15 protein-coding genes are annotated in these 16,360 nt (G+C 61.6%); 1 reads left to right on the top strand and 14 read right to left on the bottom strand.

What is annotated here, in order from left to right:
- Positions 1–77 precede the first annotated feature (77 nt).
- The 12 genes from JOD50_RS07210 to JOD50_RS07155 form a co-directional block, all read right to left on the bottom strand.
- Entirely contained in the window at positions 78–2,306 is a 2,229-nt protein-coding gene (locus JOD50_RS07210) for a polyribonucleotide nucleotidyltransferase (RefSeq protein ID WP_204880979.1), read from the bottom strand.
- Positions 2,307–2,586: 280 nt separating this feature from the next.
- A complete protein-coding gene (gene rpsO, locus JOD50_RS07205; protein WP_204880978.1) occupies positions 2,587–2,856 on the bottom strand; it encodes a 30S ribosomal protein S15 in 270 nt (89 codons plus the stop codon).
- A gap of 181 nt (positions 2,857–3,037) precedes the next feature.
- Positions 3,038–3,865, bottom strand: a complete 828-nt coding sequence (locus tag JOD50_RS07200) for a class I SAM-dependent methyltransferase (RefSeq protein WP_239541553.1) — start codon at positions 3,863–3,865, stop codon at positions 3,038–3,040.
- A 48-nt stretch (positions 3,866–3,913) separates the two neighbouring features.
- On the bottom strand, positions 3,914–4,909 hold the full coding sequence (locus JOD50_RS07195; RefSeq protein WP_204880977.1) for a bifunctional riboflavin kinase/FAD synthetase: 996 nt from the start codon (positions 4,907–4,909) through the stop codon (positions 3,914–3,916).
- Between the two features lie 115 nt (positions 4,910–5,024).
- Positions 5,025–5,501, bottom strand: coding sequence for a hypothetical protein (locus JOD50_RS07190; RefSeq protein WP_338052062.1), 477 nt, complete (start codon positions 5,499–5,501; stop codon positions 5,025–5,027).
- Between the two features lie 43 nt (positions 5,502–5,544).
- A complete protein-coding gene (locus JOD50_RS07185; protein WP_239541793.1) occupies positions 5,545–5,919 on the bottom strand; it encodes a hypothetical protein in 375 nt (124 codons plus the stop codon).
- A 68-nt stretch (positions 5,920–5,987) separates the two neighbouring features.
- Entirely contained in the window at positions 5,988–6,896 is a 909-nt protein-coding gene (truB, locus tag JOD50_RS07180; RefSeq protein ID WP_204880975.1) for a tRNA pseudouridine(55) synthase TruB, read from the bottom strand.
- Positions 6,897–6,903: 7 nt separating this feature from the next.
- Positions 6,904–7,332 carry a 30S ribosome-binding factor RbfA gene (rbfA, locus tag JOD50_RS07175; RefSeq protein WP_204880974.1) on the bottom strand — a complete coding sequence of 143 codons (429 nt, stop codon included), beginning with the start codon at positions 7,330–7,332 and terminating at the stop codon, positions 6,904–6,906.
- Between the two features lie 202 nt (positions 7,333–7,534).
- Positions 7,535–10,411, bottom strand: coding sequence for a translation initiation factor IF-2 (infB, locus tag JOD50_RS07170; protein WP_338052060.1), 2,877 nt, complete (start codon positions 10,409–10,411; stop codon positions 7,535–7,537).
- A gap of 199 nt (positions 10,412–10,610) precedes the next feature.
- Complete coding sequence (locus tag JOD50_RS07165) at positions 10,611–10,928, bottom strand: YlxR family protein (RefSeq protein WP_338052059.1); 318 nt, start codon at positions 10,926–10,928, stop codon at positions 10,611–10,613.
- A 58-nt stretch (positions 10,929–10,986) separates the two neighbouring features.
- Entirely contained in the window at positions 10,987–11,967 is a 981-nt protein-coding gene (nusA, locus tag JOD50_RS07160; protein WP_101630710.1) for a transcription termination factor NusA, read from the bottom strand.
- Positions 11,968–11,969: 2 nt separating this feature from the next.
- Positions 11,970–12,563 (bottom strand): ribosome maturation factor RimP, encoded by a 594-nt coding sequence (locus JOD50_RS07155; RefSeq protein WP_204880971.1) that lies wholly within the window; start codon positions 12,561–12,563, stop codon positions 11,970–11,972.
- Positions 12,564–12,645: 82 nt separating this feature from the next.
- On the opposite strand from JOD50_RS07155, the gene JOD50_RS07150 reads away from it, so the two are divergent.
- The gene (locus tag JOD50_RS07150) at positions 12,646–13,650 is read left to right on the top strand and encodes a hypothetical protein (protein ID WP_204880970.1); all 1,005 of its coding nucleotides are present in this window, start codon (positions 12,646–12,648) and stop codon (positions 13,648–13,650) included.
- Here JOD50_RS07150 and JOD50_RS07145 read toward each other — a convergent pair.
- Together JOD50_RS07145 and JOD50_RS07140 are read right to left on the bottom strand one after the other, a co-directional pair.
- Positions 13,647–14,438: a sulfite exporter TauE/SafE family protein gene (locus JOD50_RS07145; RefSeq protein ID WP_420825541.1), complete on the bottom strand. Its 792-nt coding sequence runs from the start codon at positions 14,436–14,438 to the stop codon at positions 13,647–13,649. The two genes, JOD50_RS07150 and JOD50_RS07145, sit on opposite strands and share 4 nt — an antisense overlap.
- A gap of 83 nt (positions 14,439–14,521) precedes the next feature.
- Complete coding sequence (locus JOD50_RS07140; RefSeq protein WP_204880968.1) at positions 14,522–16,318, bottom strand: proline--tRNA ligase; 1,797 nt, start codon at positions 16,316–16,318, stop codon at positions 14,522–14,524.
- Positions 16,319–16,360: the final 42 nt, after the last annotated feature.

The following is a 16,360-nucleotide window of genomic DNA, read 5'->3' as shown; positions in this document are numbered from 1 at the left end:
CACAGGGCCCCGGAACCTTTGTGAGGTTCCGGGGCCCTGACACGTATGAGCAAATCAGCTCAAGCGATCACGCGAGATTACTCGGCGTCGCCTTCGCCTTCTTCCTCGTCAACGACTGGGGCGAGCGAAAGCTTGCCACGGTCATCGACCTTGGTGATTTCAACCTGGAGCTTCTGGCCTACACCAACAACGTCCTCGACGTCGTTGACGCGCTGGCCGCCGTTGAGCTTACGCAGCTCGGAGATGTGCAGCAGGCCGTCCTTGCCCGGGGTCAGCGAGATGAACGCGCCGAACGAGGTCAGCTTGACGACGGTACCGAGGTAACGCTCGCCAACCTCAGGGATCTGTGGGTTAGCCATCGCGTTGATCGTTGCGCGTGCCGCCTCAGCTGCAGTGCCGTCGGTCGCGCCGATCAGAACCGTGCCGTCGTCCTCGATCGAGATCTCAGCGCCGGTGTCTTCCTGGATCTGGTTGATCATCTTGCCCTTAGGGCCAATGACCTCACCGATCTTGTCCACTGGGATCTTCAAGGAGATGATGCGTGGAGCGTATGGCGACATCTCGTCTGGCGAGTCGATCGCGGAGTCCATGACATCCAGGATGTGGACGCGGGCTTCGTGAGCCTGCTTGAGCGCGGCGGCGAGCACGGATGCTGGGATGCCGTCCAGCTTGGTGTCCAGCTGGATCGCGGTGATGAAGTCGCGGGTACCGGCAACCTTGAAGTCCATGTCACCCATCGCGTCTTCAGCGCCGAGGATGTCGGTCAGGGCGGCGTAGCGGGTCTCGCCGTCAACCGTGTCGGTGACCAGACCCATCGCGATACCTGCAACAGGTGCCTTGAGCGGAACACCAGCGTTGTACATCGACAGGGTCGATGCGCAGACCGAACCCATCGAGGTCGAGCCGTTGGAGCCGAGCGCCTCGGAAACCTGGCGGATCGCGTAAGGGAACTCTTCACGCGACGGCAGAACCGGAACGAGTGCGCGCTCTGCGAGGGCACCGTGGCCGATCTCGCGGCGCTTCGGAGAGCCAACGCGGCCCGTCTCGCCCGTGGAGAACGGTGGGAAGTTGTAGTGGTGCATGTAGCGCTTCGCCTTCTCCGGGGCGAGCGAGTCGATCTGCTGCTCCATCTTGAGCATGTTGAGCGTCGTGACACCCATGATCTGGGTTTCGCCACGCTCGAAGATCGCGGAACCGTGAACGCGAGGCAGAACCTCGACCTCGGCGAGCAGCTGGCGGATGTCCGTCAGGCCGCGGCCGTCGATGCGGACCTGGTCCTTGAGGATGCGCTGGCGCACGATGTGCTTGGTGACTGCGCCGTACGCCTTGGAGATCTCGGAAGCGCGTTCCTCGAACTCCTTGCCTTCGCCCGCGAGAGCCTCAAGGACTTCTTCCTTGAGTGCGTCGTCGGCGTCCTGGCGTTCCTGCTTGTCAGCGATCTGGTAGATGTCAGCAAGCTTCGCGGAAGCGAGCTTCTCGACTGCCTCGTACGCGTCGTCCTCGAAGTCGAGGAAGATTGGGAACTCGCGAGCAGGCTTAGCTGCGCGGGATGCGAGGTCTGCCTGAGCCTCAACGAGGGCGCGGATGAACGGCTTAGCTGCCTCGAGGCCCTCAGCGACAACGGTCTCGGTCGGTGCGGTCACGCCGCGGCCGTGGATGAGGTCCCATGCGTGGTCGGTAGCGCCAGCTTCAACCATCATGATCGCGACGTCATCGCCAGCAACGCGGCCGGCAACAACCATGTTGAACACGGCGTCATCGAGCTGGCTCTTGGTTGGGAACGCAACCCACTGTGCGCCTTCGCCGTCATCGATGAGTGCGATGCGGACGCCGCCGATCGGGCCGGAGAACGGCAAGCCAGACAGCTGGGTAGACATCGAGGACGCGTTAATAGCAACCACGTCGTAGTAGTCCTCTGGGTTGATCGAAGTCACCATGACCACGATCTGGACCTCGTTACGCAGGCCCTTGACGAAGGATGGGCGCAGCGGGCGGTCCATAAGACGGCACGCGAGGATCGCCTCGGTCGATGGGCGGCCTTCGCGGCGGAAGAACGAGCCCGGGATCTTACCCGCGGCGTACATGCGTTCTTCGACGTCTACCGTGAGCGGGAAGAAGTCGAAGCCTTCGCGCGGGTGCTTGCCGGCGGTGGTCGCCGAAAGCATCGAGGTGTCGTCGTCGAGGAACACCATTGCCGAACCGGCAGCCTGCTTGGCTACGTGGCCGGTTTCGAAACGGATGGTGCGCTTACCGAAACGGCCGTTGTCAATCACGGCCTCTGAGTACTGAATGTCAGTAGCTTCCACTAAGTTTTCTCCTAAAAATGCACGTCAACAACGAAACGCGTTTTCGCGGTTGGTGCTCGATCGAGGCCATCGGTACTGCATCTGGCCGTCCTGTTGAGGACGAGTCCGGATGTGTTGCACCGCGGGCCACTACCGAGGACCACACGCGAACGTCTCGGGCGTCAGCGTTCTTGACTATGTATTGGGTTAGATCATGTTCAAAACCTTGTGTGGACAGGGATTTGAACTTCTGATGCGTTAACGCCCCGGAAGGGTTTCCGGGGCGTTAACACGTGAGACATTAGCGGCGCAGACCGAGGCGGTCAATCAGCGAACGGTAGCGCTCAATGTCTACAGACTTGAGGTAACCAAGCATGCGGCGGCGGCGACCAACCAGCGCCATGAGGCCACGGCGGGTGTGGTGGTCGTGCTTGTGATGCTTGAGGTGCTCAGTCAGGTCAGAGATACGGCGGGACATCACAGCGATCTGAACCTCAGGGGAACCGGTGTCGCCCTCGTGGATCGCGTATTCCTTGATGATCTCCTGCTTTACGGCCTGGTCAAGAGCCATGTGTTTACTCCTTGAGAGTGTGCCGCGTACAGTGAACCCGCGCGAGATCGCACTCAGCTCGTGTTACTGGGCCATCGTCGCCGGGGATGGTAGCCACCGCGGACTGCAGCTAACACCATCTGTAAGTCTATCAAGACAATCAATAGCCCGCGACGAGCACACAGCGTCGATGTGGCTCGCCTCACACGCGCACGTTACGCATCGCGAGGGTTCGGTACGGGATGTCGATGCGCTCGCCTGGCTTATACCCCAGATGTTCGTGCAGGTACCAGCGCAAGTTAGTTTCCACGCGCTCCCGGGTTTTCTGGTTGGAACGCAACCAATAGGCCCTTGTGCGGGTCAGGTCGAAAACCTGCTCGACGCTGAGTTCTTGGGTCCAGTGGTCTTCCCGGACCTCATCGATGCGCCACAAAGGTCCCGCCTGCGCGGCTACCTCGGCGTCCCGATGCACGTCGCCTGCGTGCATGATGCGCGCCAAACGGTGTACCCACGGAACCTGAACATCGAGCTGATTCCACACGAGCCCAAGCATTGGGCTGGCGGATCCAGTCGTCAAGCGGGCCGCTTCCGCCCCAGCCGCAACAGGATCAACCCAGTGCCATGCCTGCGCGGCAACCACCGCATCAGCTGTCGGGACCGCATCGTCGTCGGAACCGGCATCCAGACCGGTCGACTCGCCCGTGCCAACCAGGGCCGCCTCGACACCCGGGACCTGCTCGCGCAGAACCTCGAGCATCGACTCCGAAGGATCAACAGCCACAACGTGGTGCCTTGCCGCAACCAGATCGCGCGTGAACAAGCCCGTTCCCGCCCCGACCTCAACCACGCGGCGGCCAGGCTCAGAACCCAGCAGCCAACTCACGCACCAGTCGGGATAGTGCGGCCTGACCGCATCGTAATCAGCGCCCGAGCCAGCCCACGCGGAACCGATCTGCGAACGCTGAGCAGCACCAAGATTCGGCCCGCTCTGCGGAAGATTCGGAACCCGAGACATGCTGCCGTCAGGCATCGGAACCCGATTCGTCACATCACAACCGCCGTTACACCAAAACCGCCATCAACCGGCGGCTACTTTGACGACGTCGGGACGGGCGTCGGCATCCCCACGCAGAATCTCGCGCGCCCGGTCGACATCCACGTGCATCTGCTCGATCAACGCTTCCGGTCCGCGATACGTGACAGTCGGGCGCAAGTGATCCACGAACTCGAGCACTACCTTCTGGTCGTACAGATTGAACTCCTCAACCTGCTCACCTTCCGGCCGGTCCATCACAAACGCCTCGGCCACGCGCACCACGCCGTCGAACGTCGGGTTCGTTCCAATCGAGATCGCTGACGGCCACCACACGCCCGCCTCATCGATCAACCAGCCCGCATACACGCCGTCAGCCGGCATCAAACCAGTCGCTTCATCCGACAAGTTCGCAGTCGGGAAACCCAGCTCGCGGCCGCGCGCAAAACCATGCACCACGGCCCCGTACATGCGGTGGTTACGGCCCAAAACCTCAGCCGCAGACTTTACGTCGCCAACCTGGAGAGCCTCACGCACCCACGTCGAGGACCAGCGCCGCTGCTCCCCCACATCCGAAAGCGTGACAACCTCGAAACCGAACTTCTCACCAAGCTCACGCAAGACGTTGATGTCGCCCGCATTATCGAGGCCGAAACGCACATCCTCGCCCACGACCACGGCGCGAGCATGCAACACATCAACGACGTAATTCTTGATGAACTCTTCCGGGGTCTGTTGCGCGAATTCCCACGTGTAATTCAAGCGCAAAACCGCGTCAATCCCGGCTTCAGCACAGTGGATATCCTTAATCTCATCAGCCATGATCGGAACCGGCGCAAACGCAGGCCTATGCACCGTGGCCGGATGCGGACTGAACGTCATGACAACACCCAGGCACGGCTCATCCGCCGCCGCGGCGAGCTTCACAACACGATCCAGCAAAGCCATGTGACCGCGGTGAACACCATCGAAATTACCGATCGTCACCACCGAACACGTCAACGACTCCGGAACCTCGGCAGGATCCCTCCAAATATGCACAAAGACTCCTCGCGTGCTGAAGATCGATTACGCCCGGCGCTATTCTCTCACGAACAAGCTAGCCGCCGATGCGGGGCACAGTTACGCGGCACTCTTGGCTGTGCTGCAGAGCTACCTACGCCGCTGCCTTGCTAGGGCGGTGGGCCCACAGCCACCAGAAACCGATGATCGGCAGAACAAACGGTACATAACCATAGCCCTGACCGAAGTGGCTCCACACGCTCGCTTTAGGGAACAGCTCAGGCGAGGCGTAGGACAGAATCGAAACCACAACCACACCCACGAACTCCGCGATGACCGCCACGAACGCTACGCGCCAGGCCTTGATACCCGGCATCGCTAGCGCGACCGTCGCCACGATATAGATCACGGCCGCGAGAGCCGAAAGCGTGAACGCAACCGGTGCAACCGAGAATTCAGTAGCGATCTGATACGCCGAACGCGCGAAAGCCGACAACGCAAACACGCCATACACCGCAACCAAAATGCGGCCCAGGCCCTTGTTCTTAGCCTGCACTGGACTCTGTTGCGCTGAGTTCGGTTGTGTTGAGTTCGGTTGTGCTGAGCCTTTCCGCCGTGCTGTATCTGTCACGTGATTATCCATTCCACTCATCAATTCCTAGCCCACCGTATTCCTAGCCGGCGAAAAAACCCTGGCCGTGCCACACCTGCTGCATGCGCACCAGCATCACCAACACGGTGAAACCAGCGGCAGCCATCACAGTGTTAGACCACCGGGACTTATCCCCGATAGCCCACCAGGCAGCCAACGGGACCAGCAACAACGCAGTTGCGAGGTATCCCCAAAACTCCCAGCCTGCACCAATCAGCGGCTGCGAGCCCGCATGCCGAATCGCCGCCTGAACGCCATATACAACCAGGTACAGCTCAACCAGCCCAAGGCTCAGAATCGACGAGTCCGCAGGAAACGTGCGCATGACCGTCATCGCAATACCAACGACCATAGAGATAACGCACACCACAACGCCCGCGATCGCGAAGCCATCCATCAACACGGCTACTTAATCTCCCCGGAAAAACTTTGAAACTAGAACAACTATTGAGAGGTGTGCGCGGCCTAGCGTGGGGCGAACACCAAAGCCGGTTTCGCCATCGAATGCGTGCCTTGAACCTTGTTCTCAATCAACGCAATCAGCTCGCCAGCCTGGTCGATCGCTGCCGTCACGCCAGCAGATTCCGACGGCGTGATACGGCGACCATGCCCCAGCTCGAAGGCTTCCTCGTCGCTCACCTCACGCACCGGGAACAGTCGGCGCGCGGCATCAGCCAACGACAAAACGCTGAACTGCTCCCCCAGCTGCTCCAACGTCCGGGCCTGACCCACATTGAAACCGCCCACACGTGTGCGGCGCAACCCCGTCAAATGGCCGCCCACACCGAGAGCTTCACCGAGGTCTCGCGCCAAAGCGCGCACATACGTGCCCGAAGAACAATCGACCATAACGTCGACGTCCATCGTGGTACCGTCATCGGCCCGGCGAACATCCAGGACATCGAAACGGTGCACCGTAACCGGGCGGGCCTCCAACTGGACGTCCTCGCCGTCACGCACCCGCTGATACGCGCGCTTACCGTCAACCTTGATCGCAGACACCGCCGACGGAACCTGCTGAATCTCGCCCGTCAACCCGGAAACCGCATCGTCAAGCTGTGGCCGCGTCACCGCCGCAACATATCGACGCTCAAGGATCTCGCCCTCAGCGTCCTCGGTCGTTGTGGTTTGGCCCAAGCGGATCGTCGCCGCGTAGGTCTTCGATTCGCCCACGATGTAGGTCAAAAGCCGGGTAGCTCGCCCCACGCCAGCAACCAAGACGCCGGTCGCCATCGGATCCAGCGTCCCCGCATGCCCCACCTTCCGGGTGCCAGCAAGACGGCGCAAACGGCCCACCACATCGTGGCTCGTCATACCCGCGGGCTTATCAACAACAACCAGACCAGGGGTCGGTTCAGACTGCGCTTTCGACATACAGCGCTTAAGCCTCTTCTTCCGCTTCCTTATACGGATCAGCGTCGCCCGCGAACTCCGCACCCGCAGCAAGCTCAGCGACCTCAGCATCCTTCTGCCGCGCTGCACGCAACAAATCCTCGACGTGCGAAGCGTTCATCGGGACCTCATCCGGAACGAACTCAAGCGTTGGGGTCAACCGCGTCGTCAACTGCGAACCCAACTCCTTACGCAGACGACCACGGTTCGTTTCAAACAGCTCAGCGACGTAAGCCTTCTGATCATCGTCACCGAAAACCGTGTAGTACACCGTCGCGTTCTGAAGATCATTCGTCACGCGCGCATCCGTGACCGTAACGGACTCCATCGCATCGTCACGAACCACCTTCGTGAGAGCCTGCGCCATAACGACCTTGATGCGCTGAGCCAACTTAGCCGCACGAGGCGAACCAGTCATGATGTGCTCCTCTCCCGCGCACCACGATTCTGATGTGCGCTATCAACAATAATTTCGCTCCCCCTATCCTATCGGTGCTTGCGTAGTCTTCCTGCAACGCGAAAGCCCGCGGCGGGCAAGCGCAGACATGCGCTCAACCCGCCGCGGGCTTTCGTTAGCGTCCACCACCTGCGAGGCGGTTCATCACGCTACATTCTTCTCACTAGACGCGCGGCTTCTCCTGAAGCTCCCACGTCTCGATGATGTCGCCTTCCTTGATGTCGTTGAAGCTACCCAGGCCGATACCACATTCGTAGCCCTCGCGGACCTCGGTGGCGTCGTCCTTGAAGCGACGCAACGACTCGATCTTGAGGTTGTCGTTGACGACCTTGCCGTCACGCACCAAGCGAGCGTTCGCGTTACGACGGATGAGGCCGTTACGAACGATCGAACCGGCGATGTTACCGAACTTGGACGAACGGAAGACCTCGCGGATCTCTGCGGATCCGAGCTCGACTTCCTCGTACTCAGGCTTGAGCATGCCCTTGAGTGCGTTCTCGATGTCCTCGATCGCCTGGTAGATGACCGAGTAGAAGCGCATGTCGACGCCCTCTTCATCGGCGTATTCAGCAACGCGTTCCGCAGGGCGGACGTTGAAGCCAATGATGATCGCGTTGTCGACCGTCGCCAGGTTGACGTCGTTCTGCGTAATAGCACCCACACCACGGTGGATGACGCGCAGCTGAACCTCGTCGCCCACATCGATCTTGAGTAGCGAATCCTCGAGCGCTTCAACAGCACCCGAGACGTCACCCTTGAGGATGAGGTTGAGGGTATCGATCTTGCCTTCAGCAACAGCGTCGTCGAAGTTCTCAAGCGTAATGCGCTTGCGGCGCTTCGCGAGCATCGCGTTGCGGTCCGCTGCTTCGCGGCGCTCAGCGATCTGACGTGCCGTACGCTCGTCCGGAGTCACGATGAACGTGTCACCAGCGCGTGGAACGTTCGAAAGACCCAGGACCTGGACCGCACGCGATGGCAGCGCGACGTCGAGGGCTTCGCCGTTCTCGTCGAACATCGCACGAACGCGACCGTGCGCCTTACCGGCAACGATCGTGTCACCGACCGCGAGCGTACCCGACTGAACCAGGACGGTCGTGACCGCACCGCGGCCCTTGTCGAGGTTCGCTTCAATCGCGATACCGCGAGCGTCCTTGTCCGGGTTAGCGCGCAACTCAAGTGCGGCGTCCGCGGTTAGCAGGATCGCATCCAACAGGTCGTGGATACCCATGTTCTGCTTAGCGGAGATCGGCACGAACATCGTGTCGCCGCCGTAGTCCTCAGGAACCAGACCGTACTCGGCGAGCTGACCCTTAACCTTGTCAGGGTTAGCTTCCGGCTTATCGATCTTGTTGACCGCAACCACGATCGGCACATCCGCGGCCTGCGCGTGGTTGAGTGCTTCAACCGTCTGCGGCATGACGCCGTCGTCAGCTGCAACAACCAGGACCGCGATGTCAGTGACCTTGGCACCACGGGCACGCATAGCCGTAAAGGCCTCGTGACCAGGGGTGTCAATGAAGGTCAAGAGGCGTTCCTCTTCACCATTGTCACCTTCGTGCATCGTAGAGATCTGGTATGCACCGATGTGCTGGGTAATACCGCCGGCTTCGCCCTCGATCACGTTGGAACGACGGATCGCATCCAGCGTGCGGGTCTTACCGTGGTCAACGTGACCCATGATGGTCACCACTGGTGGGCGTGGCTCGAGCATGTCATCGGTCTCGGCCTCTTCCTCGGCCTCGAGGTCGATGTCGAAGGACTCGAACAGTTCACGCTCTTCGTCCTCAGGCGAGACAACCTGGACCTTGTAGCCCAGCTCTTCACCGAGGATCTCGAACGTCGATTCGTCGAGCGACTGGTTAGCCGTAGCCATCTCACCGAGGTGGAACAGCACGGTCACGAGTGCCGCTGGATCTGCCTTGATGCGCTCAGCGAAGTCCGCCAGAGTTGCACCGCGGCGCAGACGCACCACAGTTTCGCCATCGCCACGTGGAACAACCACGCCGCCAATGACTGGTGCGCCTTGCTGCTCCATCTCCTGGCGCTTTGCGCGCTTCGACTTACGGTTACGACCACGACGTGGACCGCCGCGACCGAATGCGCCTGCTGCGTTACCGCGACCGCCACCGCGGCCACCGCGGAAGCCTCCGCCGCCGCCACCGGAGCGACCGCCGCCTGGGCGTCCGCCACCGCCGCCGCGGCCGCCTGGGCCCGGCTGGTTGACGTTGAGGTCGAGCTTCTTAGGCATCATGTTCGGGTTAGGGCGTGGACCGCCTCCACCCGCTGCTGCGCCACGTGGTGGGCGTGGTGCGCCCGGACGTGGGCCACCTGCACCCGCTGCGCCCTGACGCTGGCCACCGCGGCCACCGCCGCCTTCACCGCGCATTCCCTGCTGGCTTGCGAACGGGTTGTTGCCTGGGCGTGGAGCGCCACCGCGCTGGCCGCCTGGGCGTGGGCCTGGGCGGGCGCCGCCGCGTGGTGGGCGTGGGCCGGCGTCGTTGCCGCGGCCCTGGGACGGAGTGCTGAACGGGTTGTTTCCCGGACGTGGGCCTGGCTTAGGGCCAGGCTTCGGTGCCGCTGCGCCTGGGGTCGGCTTAGGCGCTGCCGGTGCCTTCTTCGCGGCTGGCTTAACGTCCGATGCTGGCTTAGCTTCAGGCTTCTCCGTCGCCTTTGCCGCAGGCTTAGGGCCTGGCTTCGGGCCAGGCTTAGCTGCCGTGTCTGCCTTCTTAGCGGTTGCCGGCTTAGCGGCTGGCTTAGGCGTGGTGTCAGCTGGCTTAGCTGGAGCCGCTGGTGCCGGATCGGAGGTACGGGTACCTGCACCCTGAACCTGTGCCGTCTTGACCTTAGGCTGTTCCGACTGAGCGGAATCGGTGCCTGCTGCGCTTGGGAATGCTTCACGCAAGCGCTTGACGACCGGCGGCTCGATCGTGGAGGAAGCTGAGCGGACAAACTCGCCCATCTCCTCAAGTTTTGCCATGGCTTCCTTGGATGGAATACCGAGCTCTTTAGCGAGCTCATGTACGCGGACCTTCTTGGCCACAATTCTCCTAGTCTGGTCCGCGTATCCTTCTGCGCTGACGCGCATCAGCTAGTGAAAGCGTTGCACGTTTCGCGTAAGACCACGGACCGTAGATTTCGTGGTGTGCGCTCCGCCAAGCGGAACGCACGCTGATTTCCGAGCCTGAGGTTTTTCATCTCTGGCCCATCACCGTTGCGTGTTCATCGGGTTGCCACTCTTCTTAACCCGCTTTCTGATCGGTCATGGTTGAGCCCTGGACACGGGTTGTGCCCAGGTTGATGACGGCAAGCAACTCCTCTTCGTCTACGACGACCTGAGCCCTGAAGGCTCGGTTGGCCGCGTTGCGAGAGACTGCCCGCCGTACACACTCGGGGTCGCGATGCACCCATGCACCGCGTCCCGTTTTACGGCGTTGCGGATCCGGAACCACTCGCGTGCTTCCGGACTCTTGCGCTAGCCGCAAAAGAACGGCTTGGTCATCGGTTTGCCGGCAGCCGATGCAGGTGCGTATGGGGCAGCGTGAAGAACCGTTGTTCACCACGAGCTCCCATCGCGAGGCCTGTATTCGGGCGTGCCAGGCTAAACGTCTGACCTCTCTAGTCTACAGCGCTTTGGCGTGCAGGCGAGACAACGTCGATGCGCCAGCCCGTGAGTTTGGCCGCAAGGCGGGCGTTTTGGCCCTCCTTGCCGATCGCCAAAGAGAGCTGATCGTCCGGGACTACAGCGCGAACGTGATGGAGGTCTTCGTTGAGAACTTCAACCGAGAGGACCTTAGCTGGAGAGAGCGCGTGCGCCACGAACTGTGCAGGGTCTGGATCCCACGTGATGATGTCGATCTTCTCGTCGTTGAGCTCGCTCATCACTGCGCGGACGCGGGAACCCATCTCCCCGATGCATGCACCCTTGGCGTTGAGACCCTCAACGCGAGCACGTACCGCGAGCTTGGTGCGGTGGCCGGCTTCGCGAGCGATCGAGACGATCTCGACCGACTTCTCCTGGATCTCCGGGACCTCAAGTTCGAAGAGCTTGTGCACGAGCTGCGGGTGGGTACGCGAGACCGTGATCGATGGGCCCTTAGGTCCACGGTGCACATCGGTTACGTACACACGCAGGCGACGGCCGTGGCTGTAATCCTCGCCCGGAACCTGCTCTGGTGGCGGCAAAACAGCCTCGAGGGTGCCAAGGTCCACCTGGATCATGCGCGGATCGCGGCCCTGCTGGATCACGCCGGAGAGGATCTCGCCTTGCTTATCGCGGAACGTCCCCAGAACGGCTTCGTCTTCGGCGTCGCGCAAACGCTGGAAGATCACTTGACGGGCCGTGGCAGCGGCGACGCGGCCGAAGTCTGCCGGGGTGTCGTCGAACTCACCGATCCGCTGGTTGTTCTCGTCGACTTCTGGGGCCCAAATGGTAGCCACGCCGGTCTTGCGGTCAAGCTCAGCGCGAGCCCCACGGATCGCGCCGGGCTCTTTGTCGTATGCGAGGACAAGCGCATGTTCGATCGCGTTGATGAGCCTATCCAGTGGGATGTCGCGGTCTTTTTCAAGCTGGCGCAACGCCGTCATATCGATATGCATTCTTAGGCCTCCTCGCCCGTTAGACCTGGCTCTGCCGCTTCTTCGGCGGCTTGTGCTGCCGCCAACCGTGCCGCCGCGGTGGCTTCGATGTCTACCTTTGCGCGACGAATGTCAGCATACTCGCGACGTACAGGGTCAAGCACCTTGTCTTTCATGCCCTTCTTCGGGGCTGGCTTGATCGGCTCGATCACGATGCCGGCGTCATCGGCTTCCAGAACGGTTCCGGTGAAGTCTTCATTTTCGCCGACAACGCGGATGACGCGACCCACGTTGCGCTGGAAGTGACGTGGCTGTGTGAGCGGTCGTGTAGCGCCCGGAGAGGACACCTCAAGCTCGTAGGCCCCTGAGGAAGCCAGCAAGCCCTCGTCCAGAACCTCGCCTACCTGCTGCGAAACCTCGGCCAGAGCATCGAGCTCAACCGTTTCCGTGCCGGTTGGGAGGTCAACGATAATCTGCAGGGTTGGCGTGTCCCCACCTTTGACGGTCACGTCTTCAACGATCAGGCCAGCTTGGCTCACCACAGGCTTGATGGCCTCTGTGATGGCTTGCGGTGACCATGGCGAACCCTCATGGGTCGACACGTTGTGGGCTGACATGCTTTCCTCTCGTCGCGCTGTGCCTGTACTGTTTGTGCGTTGCCTGTACAGATCTACACTACCCGCATGGGACTATAGCGGTATGCGTTCAATTCAGAATTCTGCGGCTGCAGCTGCCAGCCGCCCTCATGCGCGGGTTTCACACCCGGGTGTTCGGCTCGCTCGCGCCGTTGTGTCGGTTTTGATGGTGAGCGCATGCTGGCTGGGCGTCACGACAACAACTTCGGGCTATTCTGCGAATGCTCGCCCGGGTGATGCGGTCGCTTATAAATCCGTGATGCGCACCGAGGAGAACCCCGTGTATTCCGCGCGGATCTTGGTTGCGTATGTTGAGAAAGCTCACAGCGGCGAGGACGTCGCGAAGGCATCGCAGACTGTATATGAGCTTTTGGGCGGGGCGAAAGCGTGGGGCGGCCCGGTATCGAACCGTGAGATGCGGAAGATCGAAGAGCACGTCGCGTCACGCAAAGCGAGCGGCCAGGCGAATGCGAAACGTGCTTCTGTGTTTTCGGGTGAGCTCATGCGGCTGGCCCTGCACCCTCCCAAGGACACGCCGCTGAACCGTGGCGATGTGGACCGGTTGATCGCGGCTTCGGTTGCGTTGTATTCGGCTTCCCAGAAGGCCGGTGCTCCGCCGGTGGATAACGATGCGGCAGCAGTGGTCAAGAAAGCGGCGGCTTCCGCTAAGGTCACTGATCCGGTTGCCGCTTTGGAGAAGGTCGTTGCGAAAGCACAACCAACGGAAGCGGACCGCGCGGCCGAACTCTGGGACCGCGCTGGCGACACGTCGGCTAAAATCACCGAAGCCGCGCGCATCATTACCTACCGGAACCCGACCGCCGCCAACCAGCAGTGGTTCGAGGCGTCCCGCGACCTGACCCTAGGCCTCGGGAAAGCTTCCGGGCATCCATATGCCGCCGCGACCATCGGACCTCGCGATAAGTACCTCGCCGCAGGACCAGAAAAGCTCGTAGCCGCGAAGGCGTCACTAGCGGAGCCGTTGCAGCGTCTCGCGCCGCACTACGAAGGCAAGGCCCGCATCGCGCTGGTCGCTTTGGCGTTCCAGCTTGCAGGGCATACTCGCTAAACGAACTGGCGCACCGTGTCGGCACCGACGCTCACGATGAGCGCGGTCACCACAACCAGGAACACGATGCGCACAAAACGCGAGCCGGCCGAAACCGCCATGCGCGAACCGATATAGCCGCCGAACATGTTCGCGATGCCCAGAGCAATCCCGAGCGGCCACACGACGTGGCCGGCAGGAATGAAGAAGCACAAAGCACCGAAGTTGGTGGCCCAGTTAGCGATCTTCGCGCGCGCCGAACCGTCGAGGAACGAATAACCCAAAATCCCGACCAACGCGATCACGAGGAAGGACCCCGTGCCCGGGCCCAGAACGCCATCGTAGAAACCTATCGCGGCGCCGATAGCCCACGCGCGGCCGTGATGCTTCATGTGTGCATGCTTCAGAACCGTGGCCGAGCCCATGTTCTTCTTGGCGAGCGTGAAAATGAAAACCACGATGAGCGCCAACAGGATGATGGGTTTGAACACTTCCGTAGGCAGCACCGAGGCAACCACCGCACCACCGACCGACGCTAACCCGGCAGTTACTGCAAGTCCAAGGCTCGTCGCTACATCTGGCCGCACCCGCCGGCCATACGTGATCGCCGAGGTTGTGGTTCCGAAAATCGAGCCGACCTTGTTCGTCGCCAAAGCCTGGACCGGGCTCAAACCCGGAATCAGCAACACGACCGGCAACTGAATCAGCCCGCCACCGCCGACCACCGAATCGACCCATCCCGCAAGGAAACCGGCCCCCAAAACCAACAGAATCAACCCGATGTTGAGCGCGCCAGTGTCGGTAAGGATGAAATCCATTCCCCCATAGTAGACCCGCAACACACGTGTGGCCCGCCGGTATTGCACCAGCGGGCCACACGCATCAAGTGAACTTAGCGGGACGCAAGCTGCGCGACGTGCTCAACCACCGCATCGAGCGCAATGTTCTCAGCCTCGCCGGTGGCGCGGTCCTTGACCTCGACCACACCATCGGCCACACCGCGGCCCACAACAACCGTGGTCGGGATACCGATCAGCTCAGCGTCGCGGAACTTAACACCCGCCGAAACCTTCGCACGGTCATCAAGCATGACGTCCAGGCCGGCTTCATCGAGCTTGCCCGCGATGTCCTCGGCCGTCTCCGTGAGCTCATCGCCCTTACCGGCGATGATCACCACGACATCGGCCGGAGCCACAGCGCGCGGCCATACGAGTCCCTTGTCATCGTGGTGTGCCTCGGCGATAGCCGCAACAGCGCGGGTCACGCCAACGCCGTAGGAGCCCATCGTGACGACCTGCGCCTTGCCGTTCGGATCCAGAACCTTCAGATCCAGCGCCTCAGCGTAACGGCGGCCCAGCTGGAAGATGTGCCCCATCTCGATGCCGCGGGTCGTCTTCAACGGACCAGAGCCATCAGGTGCCGGGTCGCCGTCTTCGACCACAACAGCCTCAAGCACGCCGTCCCAACCGAAGTCACGGCCAGCAACCAAGCCAAATACGTGATGGTCGCGGAGGTTCGCGCCGGTGATCCAGCTCGAACCTTCAACCACGCGAGGGTCAACGAAAAACGGAACACCCGAACGCGCCTCGCGGCCCAATACGGCTTCTTCTTTCGACAAACCAGGGCCGATGTATCCCTTGACGAGCTCCGGATGGCGTTCGAGGTCTTCATCCGTAGCGACCTCAACCTGGGACTCGCCGGCGATACCCATGAGCTCGCCGATGGTTGCCTCGATGCGCTTGAGGTCAGCCTGGCGGTTGCCCGGCACACCCACCACGGCGAGTTCGCGCTCCCCGTTCGGCGTTACAACTACCACGGCAACGCACTTGAGCGTGTCCGCGGCAGTCCACGGGGTGTCCTTCGGGTGGTTCTCGTTCGCTACGTCAACGAGCGTTTCGATGGTCTCGCTGTTCGGGGTCAGTTCTACGTGGACGGCTGGCGCGTTGGTGTAGTCGATCGGGTCCAGCGGCGGCGTCGTCACGGCCTCAACGTTGGCAGCGTAACCACCCGGAGACACCACGAACGTGTCCTCTCCCGCTTCGGTTGGGTGCAGGAATTCTTCCGACTTCGAGCCACCCATCGCACCCGCCATCGCGAAGACCGGGCGAATCTCGAGGCTCAGGCGCTCAAAAATCTTGAGGTACGCCGTGCGGTGGGCAGCGTATGCCTCGTCGAGGCCTTCCTCATCGAGGTTGAAGGAGTAGGAGTCCTTCATGATGAATTCGCGGCCGCGCAACAGGCCAGCACGCGGGCGGGCTTCGTCGCGGTACTTGGTCTGGATCTGGTACAGGTACACCGGCAGATCCTTGTACGAGGAGTACATGTCCTTCACCAGGAGGGTGAACATTTCCTCGTGCGTTGGCGCGAGCAGGTAGTCGGCCTTGCGGCGGTCCTGCAGGCGGAAAATGTTGTCGCCGTATTCTTCCCAACGGCCCGTCGCCTCATACGGTTCCTTGGGCAACAGCGCCGGGAAATGGACTTCTTGCGCGCCGATCGCGTTCATCTCTTCGCGCACAATGTTCTCAACCTTGTTCAGAACCTTGAGGCCCAGCGGCAGCCACGAGTAGATGCCCGGGGCTGCACGGCGGATGTAGCCGGCGCGTACCAGCAGCTTGTGGCTTGCGAGCTCAGCTTCAGCTGGGTCGTCGCGCAGTGTGCGGAGGAAGAACGTTGAAAGGCGTGTTACCACAGGGCCTCCCCTTTCAGGGTGTATCGGCGTGTGCAGAGTGAA

It is taken from the genome of Pseudoglutamicibacter cumminsii (genome assembly GCF_016907775.1).
Classification (GTDB): Bacteria; Actinomycetota; Actinomycetes; order Actinomycetales; family Micrococcaceae; genus Pseudoglutamicibacter; species Pseudoglutamicibacter cumminsii.
Note: the sequence above shows the minus strand (reverse complement) of the source record. Positions and strands in the feature narration are given on the sequence as shown.

Bases quoted from the DNA above. Each gene is read 5' to 3' on its own strand.
- rbfA (WP_204880974.1), bottom strand. From the start codon at position 7,332: ATGACTGGTTCGCCTCGTGCGGCTAAGTTGGCTCAGCGCATCAAGGTC.
- truB (WP_204880975.1), bottom strand. From the start codon at position 6,896: ATGTCGAAAGCGCAGTCTGAACCGACCCCTGGTCTGGTTGTTGTTGAT.
- JOD50_RS07155 (WP_204880971.1), bottom strand. From the start codon at position 12,563: ATGTCAGCCCACAACGTGTCGACCCATGAGGGTTCGCCATGGTCACCG.
- nusA (WP_101630710.1), bottom strand. From the start codon at position 11,967: ATGCATATCGATATGACGGCGTTGCGCCAGCTTGAAAAAGACCGCGAC.
- rpsO (WP_204880978.1), bottom strand. From the start codon at position 2,856: ATGGCTCTTGACCAGGCCGTAAAGCAGGAGATCATCAAGGAATACGCG.
- JOD50_RS07185 (WP_239541793.1), bottom strand. From the start codon at position 5,919: ATGGATGGCTTCGCGATCGCGGGCGTTGTGGTGTGCGTTATCTCTATG.
- JOD50_RS07200 (WP_239541553.1), bottom strand. From the start codon at position 3,865: ATGCCTGACGGCAGCATGTCTCGGGTTCCGAATCTTCCGCAGAGCGGG.
- JOD50_RS07150 (WP_204880970.1), top strand. From the start codon at position 12,646: ATGCGTTCAATTCAGAATTCTGCGGCTGCAGCTGCCAGCCGCCCTCAT.